At 49.2% G+C, this 22,395-nt stretch carries 18 protein-coding genes and 4 pseudogenes; 14 read left to right on the forward strand and 8 right to left on the reverse strand.

From position 1 onward, the window contains the following. The first annotated feature begins 69 nt into the window (after nt 1-69). From ACQ29O_RS00315 to ACQ29O_RS00335, 5 genes are all read left to right on the forward strand, one after another. Entirely contained in the window at nt 70-819 is a 750-nt protein-coding gene (locus tag ACQ29O_RS00315; protein WP_000380259.1) for a PTS mannose/fructose/sorbose/N-acetylgalactosamine transporter subunit IIC, read from the forward strand. Then, entirely contained in the window at nt 816-1,676 is an 861-nt protein-coding gene (locus ACQ29O_RS00320; protein WP_001575156.1) for a PTS system mannose/fructose/sorbose family transporter subunit IID, read from the forward strand. The genes ACQ29O_RS00315 and ACQ29O_RS00320 overlap by 4 nt, the downstream gene beginning before the upstream one ends. Before the next feature lie 3 nt (nt 1,677-1,679). Beyond that, nucleotides 1,680-2,789, forward strand: a complete 1,110-nt coding sequence (gene dgaE, locus ACQ29O_RS00325; RefSeq protein WP_020937245.1) for a D-glucosaminate-6-phosphate ammonia lyase — start codon at nt 1,680-1,682, stop codon at nt 2,787-2,789. Next, nucleotides 2,776-3,519, forward strand: coding sequence for a 2-dehydro-3-deoxy-phosphogluconate aldolase (gene dagF / locus ACQ29O_RS00330; RefSeq protein WP_020937246.1), 744 nt, complete (start codon nt 2,776-2,778; stop codon nt 3,517-3,519). Before dgaE ends, dagF begins: the two co-directional genes overlap by 14 nt. Nucleotides 3,520-3,754: 235 nt before the next feature. Then, nucleotides 3,755-4,696, forward strand: a complete 942-nt coding sequence (locus ACQ29O_RS00335) for an Rpn family recombination-promoting nuclease/putative transposase (protein ID WP_000749540.1) — start codon at nt 3,755-3,757, stop codon at nt 4,694-4,696. Between the two features lie 42 nt (nt 4,697-4,738). On the opposite strand, the gene ACQ29O_RS00340 is transcribed toward ACQ29O_RS00335, so the two are convergent. Next, nucleotides 4,739-5,641, reverse strand: coding sequence for an EamA family transporter (locus ACQ29O_RS00340; protein WP_001746816.1), 903 nt, complete (start codon nt 5,639-5,641; stop codon nt 4,739-4,741). 511 nt (nt 5,642-6,152) lie between these two features. Here ACQ29O_RS00340 and ACQ29O_RS00345 point away from each other — a divergent pair. From ACQ29O_RS00345 to cigR, 5 genes are all read left to right on the forward strand, one after another. Then, nucleotides 6,153-6,848, forward strand: coding sequence for an MgtC family protein (locus tag ACQ29O_RS00345; RefSeq protein WP_000392700.1), 696 nt, complete (start codon nt 6,153-6,155; stop codon nt 6,846-6,848). A 219-nt stretch (nt 6,849-7,067) separates the two neighbouring features. Next, nucleotides 7,068-9,794, forward strand: a complete 2,727-nt coding sequence (mgtA, locus tag ACQ29O_RS00350; RefSeq protein WP_000131304.1) for a magnesium-translocating P-type ATPase — start codon at nt 7,068-7,070, stop codon at nt 9,792-9,794. A 21-nt stretch (nt 9,795-9,815) separates the two neighbouring features. Beyond that, nucleotides 9,816-9,908 carry a protein MgtR gene (gene mgtR, locus ACQ29O_RS00355; RefSeq protein WP_001082117.1) on the forward strand — a complete coding sequence of 31 codons (93 nt, stop codon included), beginning with the start codon at nt 9,816-9,818 and terminating at the stop codon, nt 9,906-9,908. Nucleotides 9,909-9,920: 12 nt separating this feature from the next. Next, nucleotides 9,921-10,007, forward strand: coding sequence for a magnesium transporter protection protein MgtU (mgtU, locus tag ACQ29O_RS00360; protein ID WP_253072980.1), 87 nt, complete (start codon nt 9,921-9,923; stop codon nt 10,005-10,007). Nucleotides 10,008-10,108: 101 nt separating this feature from the next. Beyond that, on the forward strand, nt 10,109-10,546 hold the full coding sequence (gene cigR / locus ACQ29O_RS00365; RefSeq protein ID WP_001065318.1) for an anti-virulence regulatory inner membrane protein CigR: 438 nt from the start codon (nt 10,109-10,111) through the stop codon (nt 10,544-10,546). Between the two features lie 167 nt (nt 10,547-10,713). Here cigR and ACQ29O_RS00370 read toward each other — a convergent pair whose 3' ends face one another. After that, nucleotides 10,714-11,394, reverse strand: a complete 681-nt coding sequence (locus ACQ29O_RS00370; protein WP_000106464.1) for an isochorismatase family protein — start codon at nt 11,392-11,394, stop codon at nt 10,714-10,716. A 783-nt stretch (nt 11,395-12,177) separates the two neighbouring features. Between ACQ29O_RS00370 and ACQ29O_RS00375 the strand changes: the two genes are divergently transcribed. Together ACQ29O_RS00375 and ACQ29O_RS00380 are read left to right on the forward strand one after the other, a co-directional pair. Continuing rightward, the gene (locus ACQ29O_RS00375) at nt 12,178-13,035 is read left to right on the forward strand and encodes a winged helix-turn-helix domain-containing protein (RefSeq protein ID WP_001278065.1); all 858 of its coding nucleotides are present in this window, start codon (nt 12,178-12,180) and stop codon (nt 13,033-13,035) included. A 10-nt stretch (nt 13,036-13,045) separates the two neighbouring features. Continuing rightward, nucleotides 13,046-13,510 (forward strand): hypothetical protein, encoded by a 465-nt coding sequence (locus ACQ29O_RS00380; protein ID WP_014341232.1) that lies wholly within the window; start codon nt 13,046-13,048, stop codon nt 13,508-13,510. Between the two features lie 94 nt (nt 13,511-13,604). Here the strand turns inward: ACQ29O_RS00380 and misL are convergent, their stop codons facing one another. Both misL and ACQ29O_RS00390 read right to left on the reverse strand, forming a co-directional pair. Continuing rightward, nucleotides 13,605-16,472: an intestinal colonization autotransporter adhesin MisL gene (gene misL / locus ACQ29O_RS00385; RefSeq protein ID WP_020937247.1), complete on the reverse strand. Its 2,868-nt coding sequence runs from the start codon at nt 16,470-16,472 to the stop codon at nt 13,605-13,607. A gap of 74 nt (nt 16,473-16,546) precedes the next feature. Beyond that, nucleotides 16,547-17,164: a helix-turn-helix transcriptional regulator gene (locus ACQ29O_RS00390; protein WP_000984806.1), complete on the reverse strand. Its 618-nt coding sequence runs from the start codon at nt 17,162-17,164 to the stop codon at nt 16,547-16,549. Nucleotides 17,165-18,177: 1,013 nt separating this feature from the next. On the opposite strand from ACQ29O_RS00390, the pseudogene ACQ29O_RS00395 reads away from it, so the two are divergent. Next, nucleotides 18,178-18,309, forward strand: a pseudogene (locus ACQ29O_RS00395) (transposase); the annotation flags it as partial. Nucleotides 18,310-18,462: 153 nt separating this feature from the next. On the opposite strand, the gene rhuM reads toward ACQ29O_RS00395, so the two are convergent. The 4 genes and pseudogenes from rhuM to ACQ29O_RS00415 form a co-directional block, all read right to left on the reverse strand. Continuing rightward, a complete protein-coding gene (rhuM, locus tag ACQ29O_RS00400) occupies nt 18,463-19,500 on the reverse strand; it encodes a virulence protein RhuM (RefSeq protein WP_000774140.1) in 1,038 nt (345 codons plus the stop codon). Nucleotides 19,501-19,587: 87 nt separating this feature from the next. After that, nucleotides 19,588-20,004: pseudogene (locus ACQ29O_RS00405) on the reverse strand (DUF4942 domain-containing protein); the annotation flags it as partial. Between the two features lie 29 nt (nt 20,005-20,033). After that, nucleotides 20,034-21,219, reverse strand: a pseudogene (locus ACQ29O_RS00410) (AAA family ATPase). A gap of 104 nt (nt 21,220-21,323) precedes the next feature. Continuing rightward, complete coding sequence (locus tag ACQ29O_RS00415) at nt 21,324-21,479, reverse strand: TA system toxin CbtA family protein (protein WP_077904897.1); 156 nt, start codon at nt 21,477-21,479, stop codon at nt 21,324-21,326. Nucleotides 21,480-21,896: 417 nt separating this feature from the next. Here ACQ29O_RS00415 and ACQ29O_RS00420 point away from each other — a divergent pair. Beyond that, nucleotides 21,897-22,242, forward strand: a pseudogene (locus ACQ29O_RS00420) (hypothetical protein). The last annotated feature ends 153 nt before the right edge of the window (nt 22,243-22,395 follow it).

A 22,395-nucleotide genomic window follows, 5' to 3' on the forward strand; every position in this document is an offset into this window, starting at 1 on the left:
AGTGACTGGGGTGAGCGAAGGCAGCCAACAAAGAGGCAGCCTGAAGGATGAAGTGTATAGGATAACACTATGGATACCTTACTCTTTGCAAGCCTGATGGGGTTGTATTACTGGTTTGCCCGTTTACGCCTCGGCTACACCTTCTCCGCGATGCTGTTACAACCGGTGGTGATCGCGGTATTTGTCGGGCTTTTGCTTGGCAATATGCAGACCGCGATGATCATCGGCGCAGGGATGCAGCTCGTTTATTTGGGCGTGACCTCAACGCCGGGCGGCAACGTGCCGTCGGACCCGGCGCTGGCGGCCTGTATCTCCATTCCTATCGCGGTGAAGGCCGGTATGGACCCAAACCTGGCGATCGCGCTGGCAATCCCGTTTGGCGTGATTGGCGTGTTTCTCGATCAGCTTAGGCGCACGCTGAACGCCGCCTGGGTGCATATGGCGGATAAACACGCGGAAACGGCAAACATGGCGGGCATCATGCGTTGCGCCTTTCTTTACCCGGCATTGCTGGGGCTGGTGCTGCGCTTCCCGGTGGTCTTTGCCGCTAACTACTTTGGCCAGGATGTGGTGGAAAGTTTCCTTAAACTGATGCCGCACTGGTTAACCCACTCCTTTGAAATCATGGGCGGCATTCTGCCGGCGCTGGGCTTTGCCATCACCATTATGGTGATCGGTAAAAAGAGCCTGTTGCCGTGGTTTATCGGCGGGTTCTTCGCGGTGTTGTACCTCAAGGTCGACATCATGGCGATGGCCATCTTCGGCACCTGTGTCGCCTTCCTGATTAAAGGCCTGGCGAAAAATGAAGGAGCAGCATGATGAACAGTGACGTAATGCAGCATGAACTGGTTGAGCGCGCGCGGGAAAGCGGGGCGCTGACCAAAGCAGATATCACCAAAGCCTGGTTTATCTACTGGCTGGGCGCCGAGGTTTCCAGCTCCTATGAGCGCTTACAAAGCCTGATTTTCTGCGCCTCGATGACGCCTATCATCAAAAAACTCTACCCACAAAAAGAGGAGCAGGTAGAAGCGCTAAAACGCCACCTTAACTTTTTTAACTCCGAGCAGACCTTCGGCGCGGTGATTCAGGGCATCTCTATTGCCATGGAAGAACAAAAAACGCGCGGCGAGCCGATTAACGACTCGTCTATCACCGGCATTAAAACTGGCCTGATGGGGCCGCTTGCCGGGATGGGCGACTCGATTATCTGGGCGGCGGTGATGCCGCTGTTGATAGCGATCTTTATTCCGTTCGCGGCAAATGGCAGCGCGATGGGCGGTATTATCCCGCTGATTCTCTACCCGGCGATCACCCTGGCGATCAGCTACGGTATGGTCCACAAGGGATATACGCTGGGGCGTGATTCGATTATCGGCCTGCTGCAAGGGGGGCGAATCAAAGAACTGATCTACGGGGCCAACGTGCTGGGTTTGATCATGATGGGCGCGCTTTCCGCCAGCTACGTCAAAATCACCACGCCGTTAAAAATTAGCGCTTTGAAAGGATCTGAAGTGGTGGTTCAGCAGATCCTCGACTCTATCGCGCCGGGCTTACTGCCACTGGCGGCGGTATTCGCCATCTACTTCTATCTGGTAAAAAAAGGGCCGCGCTACACCACCATTTTGCTGTCGATTGTCGCACTGAGCATAGTCTGTTCGTTGTTGGGAGTGCTGTAAATCATGACGCCGAATATCTATCAACAACTGGGGTTGAAAAAGGTCATTAACGCCTGCGGCAAAATGACCATTCTGGGCGTCTCAAGCGTCGCGCCGGAGGTCATGCAGGCCACCGCGCGCGCGGCTTCCGCTTTCGTCAAGATTGACGCGCTGGTGGAAAAAACCGGCGAACTGGTATCGCGCTATACGGGTGCTGAAGATAGCTATATCACCTCGTGCGCCTCGGCGGGTATTGCCATTGCCGTCGCTGCCGCCATCACCCACGGCGAGCGGGCGCGCGTCGCCCTGATGCCGGACAGTAGCGGTATGGCCAATGAGGTAGTGATGCTGCGCGGGCATAACGTTGACTACGGCGCGCCAGTCACCAGCGCCATTCGTCTTGGCGGCGGGCGCATAGTGGAAGTGGGGTCGAGCAATCTGGCGGCCCGCTGGCAACTGGAAAGCGCCATTAACGAAAAGACCGCCGCGCTACTGTATGTGAAATCACACCATTGCGTACAGAAAGGCATGTTGAGCATTGACGATTTTGTACAGGTGGCGCAGGCCAACCACCTGCCGTTGATTGTCGATGCCGCGGCGGAAGAGGATTTGCGCGGCTGGGTGGCGAGCGGCGCGGATATGGTTATCTATAGCGGCGCGAAAGCCTTTAATGCGCCAACCTCCGGCTTTATCACTGGTAAGAAAACGTGGATTGCCGCCTGCAAAGCGCAGCACCAGGGGATTGCCAGAGCAATGAAAATCGGCAAGGAAAACATGGTTGGGCTGGTGTATGCGCTGGAGAATTACCACCAGGGCCAGACGACCGTGACCGCAGCACAGTTACAGCCGGTCGCAGAAGCGATTTCCGCTATCCATGGGCTTTATGCCGATATCGAACAGGATGAGGCCGGGCGTGCAATCTGGCGTATTCGTGTGCGGGTGAACGCATCTGAATTGGAGATGAACGCGCAGGACGTCGAAGCGCAGCTGCGCGGCGGCGAGATAGCGATTTACGCCCGCAAATATCAGCTTCATCAGGGGGTTTTTAGCCTCGATCCACGCACGGTAGCTGAAGGGGAAATGGCATTGATTGTGGCGCGACTCAGGGAGATTGCAGAACATGCAGCAGATTAATTTTTATCGTCAGCGGGTAGCGATTAACGTACTGGCAAAGGATATCGCCAACGCGAAGGCTATCTATGAAGCCGCCGAAGGCCATGCGGTCATTGGCGTACTTTCCGCGCAGTTCGCTACGGTAGAAGAGGGCGTGCCGGAGGTGAAACGCTGGATGGCGGAGGTGCCGTCTATCTCGGTGGGACTGGGCGCAGGCGACCCGGCGCAGTACTACAAAGCGGCGATGATTGCCGCCCATACTCACCCGGCCCACGTCAACCAGACTTTTACCGGCAGCGGCTTCGCAGCGGGCGCACTGGCGGCGACAGGCGGCGAGCAAACACATATTAACGCCCTGGTCAGCCCGACGGGAACGCCTGGCGAGGTGTTGATTTCTACCGGCGTCAGCAGCAGCCAGAGAACGCCAGCCCGCGTTTCCTGTGAAGCGGCGGTACGCATGATGCAGGATATGGGCGCACATGCGGCGAAGTTTTTCCCGATGGGCGGCGAAAAGTCGTTACCGGAACTCTATGCGCTGGCGACAACCGCTGCCCGCCACGGCATGACGCTTATCGAGCCGACCGGCGGTATCTCACTGGATAATTTCGGTATTATCCTGCAAACCTGCCTGGAAGCAGGCGTGCCGCGCGTTATGCCGCATGTTTACAGCTCGATTATCGATCCGCAAACCGGCAATACGCGCCCCGAAGACGTCATTCGGTTGATGGAGATAGTCAAAGCGCTGGTGTGAGATTTATCGCCGAAGAGCGCTACGTTTACCTGGCCTACAGATGACGTGTATTTGTAGGCCCGGTTAGCGTTACGCTATTGGGCGATAATGCGTAGCAGGCTGGGCAAAAATGTACGTATTGCAGCCGTCAGTGATTCCCTTTCGAGCCTCCTCGCAGGGGTAAATTTTCCTGAATGCTGTCTGTATTTTTGGCGAGTACAGTGGCGTCATCTTATTCCTCAGGTGACGGATCGCCATGAAAAAAAGCCCCACGTCCACGCCTCATGATGCGGTATTCAAAACGTTTTTACGCCATCCGGATACCGCGCGGGATTTTCTCAATATTCATCTTCCCCATTCGCTAAGAATACGTTGCGATCTGACGACGTTGAAACTGGCGCCGGACAGTTTTATCGAGAAAAATTTACGCGCGTTTTATTCCGATGTCCTTTGGTCACTAAAAACGTGTGAAGGCGACGGTTATATCTATGTCGTTATAGAGCATCAGAGTACGCCGGACGCGCATATGGCGTTCCGGTTAATGCGTTACGCGACTGCCGCGATGCAGCGCCATCTGGATGCTGGCCATAAAACGTTACCGCTGGTGATTCCCATGCTGTTTTACCATGGCGCGAAAAGCCCGTATCCCTTTTCGCTGTGCTGGCTGGATGAGTTTGACGATCCTGCACTGGCGCGTCAGCTTTATGCGACGGCATTTCCACTGGTAGACATTACGGTGGTGCCGGATAACGAGATTATGCAGCATCGACGTATCGCGATGCTGGAGCTGGTACAAAAGCATATACGTCAACGCGACCTGATGGGATTGGTCGAGCGCTTAGCGGTACTTCTGATTACGGGAAACGCTAATGACAGTCAGCTAAAAGCGCTGTTTAATTATTTGCTAATACAGCATGGCAGCACGCCTCGTTTTGGCAAGTTTATCCGCGAGGTGGCGCGTCGTGTTCCCCAACACAAGGAGAGATTAATGACGATCGTAGACAGAATACGTGAATCGGGGCGCAGAAAAGGTAAGCGTGAAGGCGTGCAACAAGGCATACAGCAAGGTATACATCAAGGTAAGCAGGAGGAAGCCTTGCGTATTGCGCATACGATGCTGGAACAGGGGATCGAGCGAGAGATGGTGCTGATGATTACCGGGCTTTCTGACGAAGAGATTAAGGCAAAGCGCCATTAAACTTTTCCCTTTTCCGCCCGGTCATCGTGATTATCAACGGCGTTAAGCGGCCCGCGCGCATCGACGGGAATCGAGGGAGATCAGAATCACTGACGAGAGAATGAGCAGCGTGCCCAGCCAGTCCGGCAAGGTAAAACTAATCCCCAACAGCAGTAGCGACAGCAGGGCGCTGCTTAACGGTTCCGCGCAGCTTAAAATGCTGGCTTTGGGGCCACCAATCAGTTGCGCGCCTTTCAAATACAGGCTGAACGTCAGCGACGTACCGATCACCACAAGGTAGAAAAAGGCCAGAATCAGGCTGCCGCTCACCGCAAAGTGCGTTCCTTCTTTAGCGTAGAAGGGCAGCAGAATAAGGCCGCCAAAGGACATACTCCAGCCGACCACTGGCAGCGTGCCGTATTGGGCGATTAGCCTGGAAGGCCAGGTCGTATAAAAGGCGGCGGCAAATGCGGAGGCGATACCCCAGAACAGCGCGCCTGAAGAGATCGACAGCGATGTTGGATTGCCGTGAGTCACCAGTAAAAAGGTGCCGATAAGCGATGTAAGAATGGCGGTTAAGACCAGAATGCCTGGTCGTGTTCTTCGCGCTAATGCAAACCACGCTACAATAATGGTCGGCGATAAAAATTGCAGCACTGTCGCGGTGGCGGCATTGGATTTTTCAATCGTAAGCAGGAAGGTTAGCTGAACGGTGAGCGCGCCCACCACGGAGAAAATCAGCAGACTCAGGGCATCTTTGCGGTTTTTAAGAATCGAAAATATCTTATCGCCGTGCATAAAGGAGAAGGTCACCAGTATCAGCCCGGCGAATAACAAACGTATCATCGTCAGGAACTGTGACGACATACGGCTTTGCTCCATGATGTACTGCGCGCAAACACCTGAACTCCCCCACAATACGGCGGCAATCAGGACGTTTAGCATCCCTTTTCTGGTGGAACCCATTTTTTCCTCGTCATGTTGTTTTATTTTTTTACGTGCAGGCATCATAACAGAGCTATCGCCGGTATTAAGCAGGAATTTATTGTTTAATGATTTCAGACGAGCTTGTTATCGACATAATATTGTCATTTTTTTGTCATAAGAAAAAATATCAAACAAACTTAAACAGAACGTCACTAAACCCGCCTTTGCACTTTACGGAACATATTGGCTGACTATAATAAGCGCAAATTCATGCAGGAGTAATATGTTGGACAGTCACTTTTACGTAAATCATCTGGCAAGTTAACGCACGCTATTCCTGCGCTGCTTGCCGAACCGGTGGGCAGCAATCTCCCCTTATGACGATTGTCATCCCAATAATGTTACAACACGCGCATTGTCGCGAGGTAATCGTCATGTTCATGTTTAAACACGCTTTATTTCCTCCGCCGTTAACACGACGCTAATTGCCTCAGGGCAGAAATTTGTCGTGTGCTGCTAAATATAGCACGTACTTATTCTTCCAGAAAAAATGGAGGAGCGTATGTTAATGTTTCCTTATATTTTGAATTTACTGGCCGCTATGCTGTTGGGCGCGCTGATTGGCGCGGAAAGACAATGGCGTCAACGTATGGCGGGATTACGCACTAATGCGCTGGTGGCGACAGGCGCCGCCGTTTTTATTCTGAGCTCCATGACGACATCGCCAGACAGCCCCGGGAGAATTGCGGCGCAGATTGTCTCTGGTATTGGCTTTCTGGGGGCGGGCGTCATCATGCGCGAAGGGATGAATGTGCGCGGGCTGAACACTGCGGCAACGCTATGGTGTTCGGCGGGCATCGGCGTGTTATGCGGCTTAGGGCAGTTCAAAAATGCGCTGGCGGCGACGATCATTATTCTTTGCGCCAATATTTTACTGCGTGAAGCGGCGCAGCGTATAAATCAACTCCCGGTATCCGCCGAGGGAGAAAAACGTTATATCCTGAAAGTAACCTGTAATAAAGAAGATGAAAGCGAGGTTCGTCAGTGGTTACTGAATATCGTAAAAGAGGCCGCGATCTGTTTACAAGGGTTAGGTTCGGTCCCCGCTCAGGAACAGGGCTATAAAGAAATTCGTGCCGAGCTCGTGGGTCATGCTGATTATCGTAAAACGCGAGAACTGATTATATCCAGAATAGGTGATAACGATAATATCACCGCAATTCACTGGAGCATTGATAGTCAATAATAGTTTTTTATTCAATTGCAACATTACGCCAGGCGTATAAGGAGGGAATGATGGATATTCCCGAGTCGATAAAATAAAACCCACTCAAAATAGTGAGTAAGCAATAACCTTTTTTATGCATAGATAATTCTCCCGGGGCATTCACCTTGAAATCGTGAGTTTGCTATTCCCCGGGCGTGATATGCAGGAAACACTACACCTTAATTTTGGGGATTCATCATGACTGACATGAACATTGAAAACCGGAAACTCAATCGCCCGGCGTCAGAAAATGATAAGCAGCATAAAAAAGTATTTCCGATCGAAGCGGAAGCTTTTCATAGCCCGGAGGAGACACTGGTGCGGCTGAACAGCCATCGTCAGGGCCTCACGATAGAAGAGGCCAGCGAACGGTTGAAAGTGTATGGGCGCAATGAAGTGGCGCATGAGCAAGTTCCTCCGGCGCTGATTCAGCTTCTGCAGGCATTCAATAACCCGTTTATTTACGTTCTGATGGCATTGGCAGGGGTTAGTTTCATCACGGATTACTGGCTCCCGTTACGCCGTGGCGAAGAGACCGATCTCACTGGCGTGCTGATTATTCTGACGATGGTCAGTTTGAGCGGGTTATTGCGTTTCTGGCAGGAGTTTCGCACTAACAGAGCAGCACAGGCGCTGAAAAAGATGGTTCGCACCACCGCCACGGTGTTGCGTCGTGGGCCGGGCAATATAGGCGCGGTGCAGGAAGAGATTCCCATTGAAGAACTGGTGCCGGGCGATGTGGTTTTTCTGGCCGCAGGCGATCTGGTGCCCGCCGACGTTCGACTGCTGGCGTCGCGCGATCTCTTTATCAGTCAGTCAATTCTTAGTGGTGAATCATTACCCGTAGAAAAATACGATGTTATGGCTGATGTGGCAGGTAAAGACAGCGAGCAATTGCCTGATAAAGATAAAAGCCTGCTAGATTTGGGCAATATCTGTCTGATGGGAACCAATGTAACCAGCGGCAGAGCGCAAGCGGTCGTGGTCGCGACGGGAAGCCGTACCTGGTTCGGCTCGCTGGCGAAATCCATTGTGGGTACGCGTACCCAGACGGCTTTCGATCGAGGAGTCAACAGCGTGAGCTGTCTGTTGATACGCTTTATGCTGATCATGGTGCCGGTTGTCCTGCTGATCAATGGTTTCAGTAAGGGAGACTGGGTAGAGGCTTCGCTGTTCGCGCTGGCGGTTGCGGTGGGGTTGACGCCGGAAATGTTGCCCATGATTGTCAGTTCCAACCTGGCAAAAGGCGCGATTGCGATGTCGCGGCGCAAAGTGATCGTCAAGCGCCTGAACGCTATTCAAAACTTCGGCGCGATGGATGTGCTGTGTACAGATAAAACTGGCACCTTAACCCAGGACAATATTTTTCTGGAGCATCATCTGGATGTGAGCGGTGTAAAAAGCAGCCGGGTATTGATGCTGGCCTGGCTGAATAGTAGCAGCCAGAGCGGCGCCCGGAATGTGATGGATCGCGCCATACTGCGTTTTGGCGAGGGCCGCATCGCGCCATCGACAAAAGCGCGCTTCATTAAACGCGATGAACTGCCATTCGACTTTGTACGTCGCCGGGTATCGGTCCTGGTGGAGGATGCGCAGCATGGAGACAGATGTCTGATCTGTAAAGGCGCTGTTGAAGAGATGATGATGGTAGCCACCCATCTTCGCGAAGGCGATCGTGTGGTGGCGCTGACGGAAACACGCCGCGAGCTACTGCTGGCGAAAACCGAAGATTACAATGCGCAGGGATTCCGTGTATTGCTGATAGCGACACGTAAGCTGGATGGTTCCGGGAACAATCCGACATTAAGTGTGGAGGATGAGAACGAACTTACCATCGAAGGGATGCTCACTTTTCTCGATCCGCCGAAAGAGAGCGCCGGAAAAGCTATTGCCGCGTTGCGGGATAACGGCGTGGCGGTCAAAGTCCTCACCGGCGATAATCCGGTCGTGACGGCGCGTATCTGTCTGGAAGTGGGTATTGATACGCACGATATCCTGACCGGAACCCAGGTTGAGGCGATGTCGGATGCCGAACTGGCGGCTGAGGTGGAGAAACGCGCAGTATTCGCCCGGCTGACGCCGTTACAAAAAACGCGTATTTTGCAAGCGCTACAGAAAAATGGTCATACCGTTGGTTTTCTTGGAGATGGGATCAACGACGCGCCCGCGCTTCGTGATGCGGATGTGGGAATTTCCGTCGATAGCGCCGCCGATATTGCTAAAGAGTCATCAGATATTATTCTGCTGGAAAAAGATCTCATGGTGCTTGAGGAAGGCGTTATCAAAGGGCGGGAAACCTTTGGCAATATCATTAAATACCTGAATATGACCGCCAGCTCTAATTTCGGCAATGTTTTTTCGGTACTGGTAGCCAGCGCGTTTATTCCGTTTCTGCCGATGCTGGCGATTCATCTGTTGATCCAGAATTTGATGTACGATATTTCGCAGTTGTCGTTGCCGTGGGACAAAATGGATAAAGAGTTCCTGCGTAAGCCGCGGAAATGGGACGCGAAAAATATTGGCCGTTTTATGCTATGGATTGGCCCAACGTCTTCTATTTTCGATATCACAACCTTTGCGTTGATGTGGTACGTCTTTGCAGCTAATAACGTAGAGGCGCAGGCGCTCTTTCAGTCCGGCTGGTTTATTGAGGGTCTGCTCTCGCAGACACTGGTCGTGCATATGCTAAGGACGCAGAAAATACCGTTTATCCAAAGTCGGGCGACGTTGCCGGTATTATTGACGACCGGCTTGATTATGGCGATAGGCATTTATATTCCATTCTCACCTCTGGGCGCGATGGTTGGACTGGAGCCGCTGCCACTGAGCTACTTCCCATGGTTGGTGGCGACATTATTGAGCTACTGTCTGGTGGCGCAAGGCATGAAGCGCTTTTATATCAAACGCTTTGGCCAGTGGTTTTAATGATGTTTGAGGATCGCCCAGATGAATCGCTCACCCGATAAAATCATCGCGCTGATATTTTTACTGATTAGCCTGTTGGTGTTGTGTTTAGCCCTCTGGCAAATCGTTTTCTAACGAGGTGACGCCATGCAAAAAAGAGGGTTGGACAAAATTTTTTATCAGGTTGTCCTGATAGCAATCATCCTGATTTTACTGACTATCTGTATACGATAAGTTGCTGTTGGCGAGCCCCGCTTAAAATAAGAATCGATGTAGTTGTTCTTTTTATGGCGGGGCGCTATTTTCATGGTATCCCACATCAGAAGGGCAATATCATGAATAATCGTCGTGGTTTAACCGCCGTCCTGGCGAATCCGGGAAATGGCAATGGCGGCGGACATGGTAATAACGCGGCTAATCAGGGTAATAACGGTAACGGACATAAAGGAAATGCCGGGCAAAAAACGGAACACCGTAAAAATGGCGGTAAACCGGATCACGTCGAGTCGGACATTAGCTACGCTGTCGCCAGGCAACTGGCAGTGAATTTAGGGCTGACGGGTTATCAGTCTTTACCTCCGGGGATTGCGAAAAATCTGGCGAGAGGAAAACCGCTGCCGCCGGGAATCGCTAAAAAAACGGTGCCGGCGTCTATGCTGGGACAATTACCTTATTATCCGGGCTATGAGTGGAAAATCGTTGGGGATAATCTGGTGCTGATCGCGCTCAGTACCGCGGTGGTCACGGCGATTATTAATGGCGTATTTGATTAAGAGCCTATCCACGTAGTACGTGAGGTTTGACTTGCTACGCTCGCCCTTCGGGCCGCCGCAAGCGGCGTTCAAAACGCTAACGCGTTTTGGCGAGCACTGCCCAGGACCAAAATGGCAAGTAAAATAGCCCCATTAAATGGGGCTATTTAGCCGCTTCAGGGCGTTATTTATGCGCGTTGAGAATCCAGCAGTTCATTATTTTTTACTACTTCCTGCGCTTTGGTATAACTTTCAATCAGTAGCTGATAGGCCGGGAATATTTTGGTATATACATCCGCCCATTCTGCGGCATCTTCCCTATTCCAGGTACGTTGCAGCTCAGAGGCTACCGCCGCGGTATCCATTGGTACTACGCCCGCCTGTACCACGCGGGCCATCGTAATTTCCTGCGCCATTTTACTGTACGTACCGGAGGCATCAATTACCGCAAATACCTTGTACCCTTCCGCGACGGCGCTGATGGCTGGGAAAGCCATGCAGACACTGGTAATAGTACCGGCGACGATCAGCGTTTTACGGCCTGTCGCTTTTACCGCTTGTACAAAATCGGCATTATCCCAGGCATTAATTTCCCCTTTACGCGCGACATATTGCGCGTGGGGTGCATTCGCATGGATTTCCGGAATCAGCGGACCATTTGGTCCCTGTGGTACGGATGCGGTAGTAATGACTGGCATATTGCATAAGGTAGCGATTTTAGCCAGCGCCGCGGCGCGCGCGCGTAATTCCGGCATCGGCATGTCGCCGACGGTCTGAAACAGGCCACTTTGGTGGTCAATCAGCAGCATTACTGCGTCGTTAGCATCAATGGCAGGGCGTTGACCGTTAAAATTCGCGGGTGTAGACATAATTCATTCCTTGTTGTTGCCTTTCACTGATAGTCACTATCAGTGTTAAAGTCATTAATCGCCGGGGCGATTTCCGTTTTTAAGCTGATGACAGTAATCCGTTGCCGATTCTGGATTACCCTGTTGAGTTCTTTCTGAAGGAATATTCATCGGCATCACCTTCAGTCGATTTACTTTCACGCGAATTTGTTATCACAACAATATTCATATTATGAATAAATGTTTCTATTTTACATGTCAGAGAGGATTATTGATTGAAAAAACAAACTATGCCCCTACAAATTGTTTCTGATAGATAGTTTTAAAATTATTTGGTATAAATTTGAAATATGTTGGTTAAGGATTAACTTATTTATATTTAAATAACATAAAGCACAGCTTAAATATTAAGTGGGAAGCGTGCTTTTATTAAGTATGGCTACTGTAACTCTTAATAAATTGGAAACTATCCCTATATAACGAGTGCTGCTTTTTGGGATATTACAAGCCATTATAGGAACACATTGAATAAAACCTTGTCTTTCATGTGGGGTAGATTATCAGGATATTTTTTCTCATGATTTATATATGAGATATTAAAGCGTAGTGGCACAGTAAATTTGGCCACTTGATTAAAGGTGATATTCTCACCTCAATACAAAACAGGAGACTTAACGAACAAGAAAACCAAACGTACTTTCACCCCTGAGTCTGCTATAATGAGAAAAGCGGTGTCTACGCTTACCTGTTAATGTCTTATGCCTCTCGCTCTTCTATATGATCGGTATGTGCAGGGGACAATCCATGTCCTGCTACGCAGCCACAGCATCAGACTATACTCAGTGGTGTCTATTAACCCTCTCCAACTACGTTATGTTTTGGCATGGTAACAATGCGATGTTATGGATAATTAACGATAATATTGAATTTAATCCAGAAATGAATCGCCTGGCGTCATTATCGAGGCCAGATCTCAACATTATTCTGACAACGCCCGCCAGCCGCTGCTTGCGCCTTCTGCTGGAAAACGCCCCCTCCGTCGTCTCACAACAAACATTCTTTCAAAAAGTGTGGGAAGAAGACGGCATGGTGGTGTCGGCAAATACGCTTTATCAGAATATCTCCATTATTCGCCGCGGATTACGTACCGTTGGCGAAAATGAAGATACGCTGATAATCACGGTTCCGCGTAGAGGCTTTCAGATTGAGCCTGGTGTGAGCCTCATGACCATCCGCAAAGACTTCGCTCAGACAATAGAAAAAAAGGGTGAGACGCCGCCGCGTATGTCAGGGCGTTGGTTTAAACATTATGTACCTGTACTTTGGATGACCGGGACATTTGCTGTTGGTATTTTGCTTGGCACTATAAGCTGGCAAACCGTTCCCGATAAGGATTTTTACGATCGCTACACGCTGGTTGAAACAACTCAGGGCTGTCATTTTTTCTCGCGGAATGAAGATATCGAAAGCGGTAGCCGCTTTGCAAGCTATAAGTCAATGATTCTAAAAACCGGTATGGATTGTCAGAAATACCCATGGGTCTATTTCCCTTCCAGCAGTCGCACCCCAGCGGTTACGGCATTGATTTGTCAGCAACCTTATAAAACGCGCGGTGATACAGGCTGCGTGACGCTTTTTTTCCGCGGGGTGACACATGGGTAAAAAGGCACTGATGTTAGCCTGCCTGACGCTACTGTTTCTGGGAGTAGGGCTTGGGCATCTTTTTCATTTGTATACGGAAAAGAACCGGGATCCAGAGAAATGTACGGTGCCTGTGATTGTGTTTTATAACAACACTCAGGCTAACCTGACGCTGGACTTTATGTATTCGCTGAAAAAACGCACTGGGGTGGTTTCCATCAGCGGAACGTATTACGTCGATAATAAAATGAGCGGCGTGATCCGCCGTAATGTTTCCTATGTATGGAGTGAAAATAAAGACAGCACCCATTTTATATCGACGGATATCAACAAAGTCACGCGTGACGAAACACTGTCCGATGCGGTTATCGAGACGGTTTTACCCGATTTTTATGTCTATCCAGGGAAAAGTATCAGTTACACCATCCTGACTCAGGGCCATCGTGGCTTTATGTTCACCATCGGGAAACGCCCGATATTTTTCTGTACACATTAAGCGGTTTTGGGAGCCGTTCATGAAACCTATCAGCTAAATGAAAGCGCTTCCGGGTAAAAGCCGCTGAAGATCAGCGGCTCTGTTGTTACCTGAATCAGAAACTGTATTTCATCCCCAACATTCCTCGGGTATCACTATAACCTGTGTCACCCACCTGTTGCGCCACGTTACCCCATACGTTCAGGCGCGGGGTAACTTGTCCTTCAATACCTACTTTCAGTTCTCCAATATTCTTCGTACCACGCATATCGCTGCTGACATCGTCCATCTTCACGCTGGCAGGCTGCGTATTATGGATCCAGCTCGCTTCCACGAATGGCTGGAACTCTCGAGATTTATTGTCATCAATAGCATTGTGGCCGTTAATATAGGCTTTTACGCCCATGCGGGTTAGCAGATTACCGGCGGTATCATCCTTGACGAGGGTACCATTGGCTTCGCGATTGTCGTCAGCCTGCACGCCCATCCATACCACCTGCGCTTTGGGCTGCAACCAGTAGCTTTGATGCGCGCTTTCACCTAACCTGAAGCTGTAACCGGCTTCAACCGAGGCGGTAATTCCTTTGGATTTATATTTCTCAGCGGCCTGATCCTGACCCATGACCTTGTTATCAAACCAGTTGTACAGCATCCAGGTATCCACATAAGCCCCAGACCGATCGATATTGTTAGCATACCAGGTGCCGTAAAGGCCGACGCTGTAACCGTTGACTTGACCACGGGAATGATAGTCACTCACGGACGACAGCGTGCGGTTCTGGCTGTTGGCATAACCTGCCATTGCACCAATATGCCAACGGTCAAGACCGTCAGTGCTCCACTGTGCCAGATCGCCTCCCAGTTGTAACACATAGCTGTTGATGCGGGTTTTTAGCTGCCCGCTGCCATCGTTGAAGCGAGTATGGGCGCCGACGTTACGCATCCACAGGCTGGTGACCTTCTTCTCACCCGTCAGCATGTCGGTGTACTGGGTTTCACCCAGACGGTCATGGAGACGCGTCATGAACAGCGTATTTGCCGCATAGTTGTTGGCAAGATAGCTGCCCACTTCCGGACGGAACTGATGTTCTGTTATCGGCGGTGTGTCAGATTGCCCTATGTCAGGAATTGTCGGATCAGGGATGACCGGGTCTACTGGCTCAGGGTCTACTGGATCAGGGTCCACCGGATCGGGAATCACAGGGTCAGGGATAACCGGGTCTACTGGATCAGGGTCCACCGGATCGGGAACGACAGGGTCAGGGATAACAGGGTCTACTGGATCAGGAATAATCGGTTCGTCCGGCTCAATGTAGCTGGTCAGATACCAGTTTTTACCTTTCTGCACCACGTTGTAGTCATAGGCTCCGGCAACAATACGGCTTGCTTTTTCGAAAGTACCGTTGGAATTGCCAGCAACGTTAACAATTTCAATACTTTCAATGGTTTGCGCCCCGGCTCCTCCAATATTATTTACTGCAACAAATGTGTTGCCTGAAGTATTGCCGAGAACCTGCAGCCTGTCCGTTTCGGAATCATCATCGTTGAGCACAGTATTAAAGACCAGCTTACCGCCGTTGCCTACATAATCTTCATTGATGGTGAGCGTTTGCCATGGTTCGCCATCTTCATGGCTGAAGTTAATGGTTGCGCCACTATTCAGCGTCAGGTCAGTGAGCGTTGAGCTGCTGGTCATATTCCAGGTCGCATCGCTCATTTGTACAGAGATAACGCCTGTGCCCGCCGTAGCGCTGGTGATGTACGACGCTCCGTCCCATCGCGAGTTGTCCGTCATATTGAGCTTAATCGTACTGTTCTGCTGCGGTAGCGTACCGCTGGCAGCGGTGGCGCCAGCAGCACGAATATCACCGTCGATGACGAAACGACCTCCTGAAGAACCGTCAACAATGCCGCCAGTCTCCGTGCTGATGGCGTAACTTTCGCTACTGTTATCGCCCGCCATAGTAATAGCCGCACCGCCTGCCAGATTAATGGCGCCTCGGGAGAGGGCGTATAAACCGGCAGGGGCTTTACTATAGGATGCAGCCTTACTGGCGCTGTTAACGCTAATAGTGGCATTCTCTCCCAAATTAACGGTAGCGTTAGTTGCATATACCGCGTGTGCGCTGGCACCGTTCACCGTAATAGTAGCGTTGTTGCCAAGCTCGGTTCTGGAGGAGGATGCTGCGTAAATCCCCGTTGAGGATGCGCCGGATGTTTCGATAGTTGCATCGTCACCCAGACGAATCAACGAACCGCTTTGTCCGGTACGCAGCCCCTCTGAACTGTCGCCGGTAGTAACAATATGCGCACGATTGCCGACGACAATCGTATTTTTGGCACGTGACGCATCCCGCATGGCGTTAGCTGTAATGCCACGTCCCTGGCTACCGGTCGTTTTGATATACAGATCGTCGCCGACGTAAATATTGGCCGATCCGGTCCAACCCTGGCCCAGTGAGTTATATCCGGCGTTAATACCGTCACCATCCTGACCATCCACGTAGATGTTGGTACGGTCACCGGTAATAATAAATACCGGGTTATCCGGAGTATTTGCGCCGTGAGTACGGATGCCATCGACGTCTCTACCATTATTCGCGGCATTCGCCGACTGCGTCCGAATGGTCAGGTCGTTGCCAAAAATCACGCCCGGATTTCCCGTCCCGCTGTTCTGAATAACCGTGACAGTGTGTTCAAACGCCTCCGCGCCCGGCCCATTAAGCGTGAGGCCATTGCCATAAACCGGGATGGTGCCGGTGTTCCACTGATAAACGTAGTTGGGCATAGTACCGACTTTGGTGAAACCGGTACTGGCCTGAGCGGGAATAATAGCCTGTAATTCCGGCGGCAACTGGCTGACCAGCCCACTGGATGGCAGACTATCAACGTCAACCCAGGCCGCCTGGGAGGGAAATACCATAGAGGCTAACGCTGCTGATACCGCTATGGCGATGAATGAGTAATTTTGGGGAGTTGGCATTCTGCCTCCTGCATTATGGCGTAAAGCGTCTTCCACATCGCAATAATATGGAAATAATAAAAATGGAAACGGATCTATAAAATATTTGATATTATTTTATGAATGCTATGCCCTAGCTTATTTTCAAGCCGCAGCTTATGCACATAAAGTTTCTTAATATCAATATTGTCAATATTTACAATCTGCTGAATACTTATTCCTGATACAAAGCGCTTCAGTAATATAAATTCCGTATAGTTAAGCGTTCGTCCACGTTTACTGTTGGCAAGCCGACCGGTAAACAAGCGGTGCATCTTTTGCTGTTGCACAATATCATCGTCATCGGAATAAATAATTCCTTGTATTTTATTGCTTTTCAAAATCCAGTAATTGGCCAGCGGAGTTAAACTTCTGTCAGAAATCAGGACAATATGCATGCCACTGTCTGCCAGACTGTCAGCCCATTGCAAATCGGTAAATCGTCGAAGATTCGGGAAAGAAAAATCAACAAAGATAAAACCGCTGGATAAATGGTTGTGTCTATCAAGCAATAACTTTTCAATAAACCCTTTTTTCAGGAAAGCATTACCATCTGGCCAGATGGAAAATGCCGCATTATGACAGTATTGCACCCGTACTGCGCTGTCAGGAAATAATTGACAGGATAAATCGCAACTAATGCAATGGACAATTTGTGAAGGCTTTCTCATCATCCTGAACGACTCCTGTCGATGTTTCTATTAATATTTCATTGGTAAATAAATGTGTCAATCCAGATAATATAAAGTACTACGACTGTCAAAAGTCGCGAAATATTGTCAGTGTCATAAACTCCTGGAAAGCACTAAAATACAGCTTTAAAAAACCATGACAGATCCGACAGTCGTAATACATCATTTCGGATTTGTATTTCACGCATTGAGATTTTTATACAGTATCTCCAATATCATAAAAAATCTTAAAACAGCACTATTTGCTAAATCATGAGAGTGATAAATAACGGTTCTCAATACCATCTGTCTGCTGCCTTTGTCACTATCGGGGTGATGTGATGAAATATAAAAGTAATTCCTGTAAACCTGTAATGAATTCTTATTATTAAAAGCTAATTTAAGATTTTTTCTTTTATTGCATTGTTATTCAATGACTTAATGGTGACATTTGTGCTCTCATCAACTTCTTATATACAAATTTAAGACTATTTTATAGAGACGCATGTAAACTTTAAGAGGGTGTAATGCTAATGCCATGAGAAAATTTTGTAACTTAACGCCGGGAGTCATACCTTGCCAATAAGTTGATCTGACTTAATTCTGATCGTGACAGTCTGAGCAACCGACAGACTTATCGGTCGAAGCAACTTCAGCTTCTGGCTTCTCTTTTCAATCGCTCATCTGATGAAAACTCTTTCCCGGAGCACATTAGTGAGAAACAGGATGTGGTGAAACCCAATGTCCATAGATATAGTCAGTCACTTCACAAATATCCGCCTCCTGGCAGATATCTTTAACCATTCATCCGGCTTCGGCCAACTTAATTACGGCGATGTTCTGATGCTCAGTGAGACGGGATTTACACATAGAGATTCCTTCGTTAGCAGATCGATGACGTGATCTCTAAATGTGAATAGCACGATTATGTGGGATACGTAAAAAAAATTAAATGAATCGCCACAGGTTTAACAGACACCGCAGAGTCATTTAAGATAGCTTAAAGAGAGGAGCCCATGAGCGGTAAACGTTATCCCGAAGAGTTTATAATTAAAGCGGTAAAACAGGTTATTGAGCGCGGCCATTCTGTTTCCAGCGTCGCAACACGTCTTGATATTACTACCCACAGTCTTTACGCCTGGATAAAACCGCCATATTCACGACGGTATCATGCAATCACAGGAGTCTAATTTGATATCTTGGTCTGTTGAATTTATTGATTTTTATCTTGTTGGATTTTTACTGGTGCCCACTATTGTGCCCCCAAATGATTTTGCTTGTGGGGTTCGGGGCATTCTGAGCTACTTTTTAGGTTCTGTTTTCCATTGTAGCAAACCGGCGATATCCTTCTCACCTTCGGCTTCTTTTAAGCGCCGTTGTTGTTCAGCAAACTGACTATATTCCGCCTGCGCTTTTTCATCGGCCATTTTCTTAGTGACTTTACCTGCGCCTTGTAAAACCTCACGGTCGTTAAATTGCAGGAACTGATCCAGCTTATCCTGCCAGTCGCGTAAAAAGATCTGCTGACGACGACGGGCCTGATCCTCGGCAAAATCCAGCCACATGTTAACTACGCGGTTAAGCTCGCTGACTTCATCCTGAGTGAGATAATTTTTTGCCACCGTCACGTCACCCTTACGTACCTCTTCACCTTTATAGCTGGTCAGCCCCATATGCGGCTGGCTGGCGTCAGCACGCTGATGAATGAGTTCAGCAGCGGTATGTCCGGTACAGGCAAAATGCAACTTGTTCTGGATGGTTTGAAAAAATTGCGTGGTTTCTTTGAGCGATGGTTGATAGTCGGCGGCTAACGCAAAGATCTCTCGTACCCGCAAATAAACCCGACGTTCGCTGGCGCGAATATCGCGGATACGCTCCAGCATCTCATCAAAATAGTCGGGTACAGCCGATGAACCCACGGGCGGATTTTTCAGGCGCTCATCGTCCATCACAAAACCTTTGATCAGGTATTTCTGGAGCGTCTGGGTTGCCCACTGGCGGAACTGTGTGCCGCGCGGGGAACGAACGCGGTAGCCGACAGCAAGGATGACAGGCAGGCTGTAGTGAAGCCTGTTGCGGCTTACCTGACGGCTACCTTCCTGTTGAACTTGTAAGTAAGACTTACAGGTTGCGTTTTGCTCAAGTTCGCCTTCTTCATAGATCGCTTTAATGTGCTGTGTAACTGCCTGGGGAGTGATCTGATAAAGGTTGGCGATGGTTGCCTGAGGGAGCCATAGCGTCTCTTGCTCAAAGCGGCACTCCACACGAACTTCACCGTCATCGCTGGCAAACATAACAAATTCGCCTGCCGGGGATTGGGTTAAGTATTTGTCTGCCATGCCGCCTCCGCTTATATCTGACTCGCAATGCCGTAATCTGCCTAGTATGCCAGAAATTCCTGGTGAAGCTTATTACGCAGATAGCGTTTATTTTGCGGGCAGCGCCCCCGGATAATGCTTCGCCACGATATCATTCATATTCTCCACCAGATCCAGACGCTTAAATGTGATATGTCCGCTGCCCTTCTAAAAGTAGCGGATGGTGAACATATCGTCTTCAAAGACCTGCTCACGCGGATTATCGCGCACGAAGTCCATAAACCGGATAGAGACATCATGCCGGTTGTCAGGAATGGTTTTACTATCCAGCAGGTAGAGCATTCGTTCCAGATCGGCGAGCTGGTCGCGTCGCCAGCCCCAGTTCAGGCTGTAGCCCCATCGGTCATGCTTCACCAGATTGTTGACGATAATCTTCTTGCCGAAATAACAAGGATTATTGGTTTTGTACTCCTGGCTTAACCCCTTAAATACATTGATAATCCCACGTTCGAAAACATCCTGTTCCTTAACCGGAGGTTGGGGATCGACGCCCATCACGCTGTGCAGTACATCATTCCTTGGCTCGCCGTAGGTCGCCCCGGTGGTATTGACGCCAGACCATTACCTTTCTCGTCCTGTTCAAGTAGGCGAACAGACTCACGTTTTACCGTGCTGATAACCTGCGGGCTATGGGTAGTGACAATAAACTGGATTAGTGGAAATGCGCTGCGCAAAGACTGGATAATTTGCTGCTGCCAGGCTGGGTGCAGGAGCATATCGACTTCATCGATCAGCACAATCCCCTGTGTTTTTAAGGCGGCTTCATCGCGTAAATGGGGGTTGAGTTTGACACAGCGAAACGCGATATCCGCTACCATCGCAACCGCATTACGCAGGCCGTCGCTGAGCTGGGCTAAGGGGATCTTGCCGTGCTGCGGATGATTCATTACCAGTTGCTGGTTATGGCTGGAGCTGTATTCCAGATCGCGCCAGCCAGTTACGTCTTTTGTCAGACAGTTAATGGCTTGCTGGATAGCCTGAATAGCTTCTTTCATCCGCGAATACGAACATCTTCTTTTAACTTTGTTGAAGGTGATTCAAGTTGTGTGATTTGATGTTCACGGTAGCTATGCCATAGCCAGCTATACCACTGCTCAAACTGTTTATAGTTTGATGTGGCCGAGAGGCAATCGTCATAACCAGACAAACGTGAAAAGGCGCTGTTATCCAGACGCTGTTCAGTAGGCTGTGCCTCATAACGTTCCTGATACCACAAGCGAGCAGTCCCCAGATAAAGCATTAGGAGAAGTTCAACCTGCAGCAAATTATGCTCTTCACGCACCAGCGTCTGAAGTTGTTCACCCCAACGGGTAAGCTGCGCCGCCGTCTTATCTTCATGCGGCGGCTGTTCTCCTCGCTTGTCGAGCATCCAGGTTGCCGTCTTTCCGCTTTCCCATTCTCCGGTAGCTGTAATCATGACCGGAGATGACATTTCCATGTTCAGCGCTTCAGGGCGGAAAACCAGACGTACATCTTCTGTACGGATCACCAGCGATTTATCTTTTACATAGAGGCCGGCAAGCCACGAATAAAGGGGAACAGCGCCAGGCGTACCGTATCCAGTACTGTCGTCTTGCCCGCGCCGTTTGGTGCAACCAGAATCGTAATGTGTTCATCAAAAGTAATATCGAGCTGCCTGAAACAACGAAAGTGAAGCAGTGAAAGTTTGTCGATTCTCATTACACTAGCCTCACCTGTTTTTATGTTTTAGTATAATAACATCTCTTGCCTGCAATCTTGCCCGCTTTAAGCGGGTAAAGGTTACGCCTTTTATCACGTTTTAACTATTTATCCTGTTGATTAACATGGTTTTTATAAGAAATTAATAAAATCCTTTCCTGTCGTGTCCGTAGAATATCGACAGCCTGGAGACAAGGTGACTGTTGCTGGTAACCATATTCTTTGCGATCGATACCAACTCGTTCATGTTTTTTCTTCAGAAAGTTACGGCATCGACAAACGTAGCGCCTGCGTTGATAAACGTAAGGCTATAGTGCCTTCAAGTAGATGAGTAAGCTGCGACGTTACTGCTCGTATGAACACCATCCACCCTTATGATGTGAGCCTGTATCCCCATGTGGATGTTGACCCTTTGGGCAGGCAAGCGCACTGGATGATGCCGTGACGGTAATAAAAGCGATAATCATCGCTGTAAATAATCTCTTCATATATAACTCACATTAATAAATTAGAACATATTACTAACTACTACAGAATACGCATACTTGATACGGACTTAGGGGATAATATAACGCGTACTTTAGTTTAAATTCTATCCTTCATGTGGCATAGGTTATCAGGATAGGTTTTCGTTATGAATTTTATCCGGGATATTGAAGCAACATATTGGGGGGGATATGAGTTATAAATATGTTGGTAAGCATGGCTGTGATGTTGCATTGCGGATGGGCTATAAAGAATGCCCCGATGAAAATGCTTATGGTGATGCCTATTATATTAAAGATGGGTTAAAATGGATATTTAATATAACAGGCTTAAAAAAACGGCTTGGCGTATACAGCGACGACGATCTCCGTAAACAGAACTATGATGTAGATACCTATTATCGAGTTGAAAACCAACCGGAAGAAAGTGCAGATGATGAAATGCAATCGCTGTATCATAATTTAGCGGTAGAAGAAGGAGAACCCGTGTATCTGGAGGGAGGCCATGTATCTTTATCCGGATGGCTCTATACGTTGATCTCATAATTTTGGCCTGGTAAGCGTATCTCTTTTGAGAAAGGATGAGCCTGTAAGTATAACCCACAAATTCGTTTGGTGATTAGTTAAGTCCCGCCCGCGTTAGTCCTGGCGTACTTTTATCCCTTCTTTGCAGACGATATCCCACAATAAA

This window comes from Salmonella sp. GDC200615, assembly GCF_050574145.1.
In the GTDB taxonomy this organism is placed as follows: domain Bacteria; phylum Pseudomonadota; class Gammaproteobacteria; order Enterobacterales; family Enterobacteriaceae; genus Salmonella; species Salmonella enterica.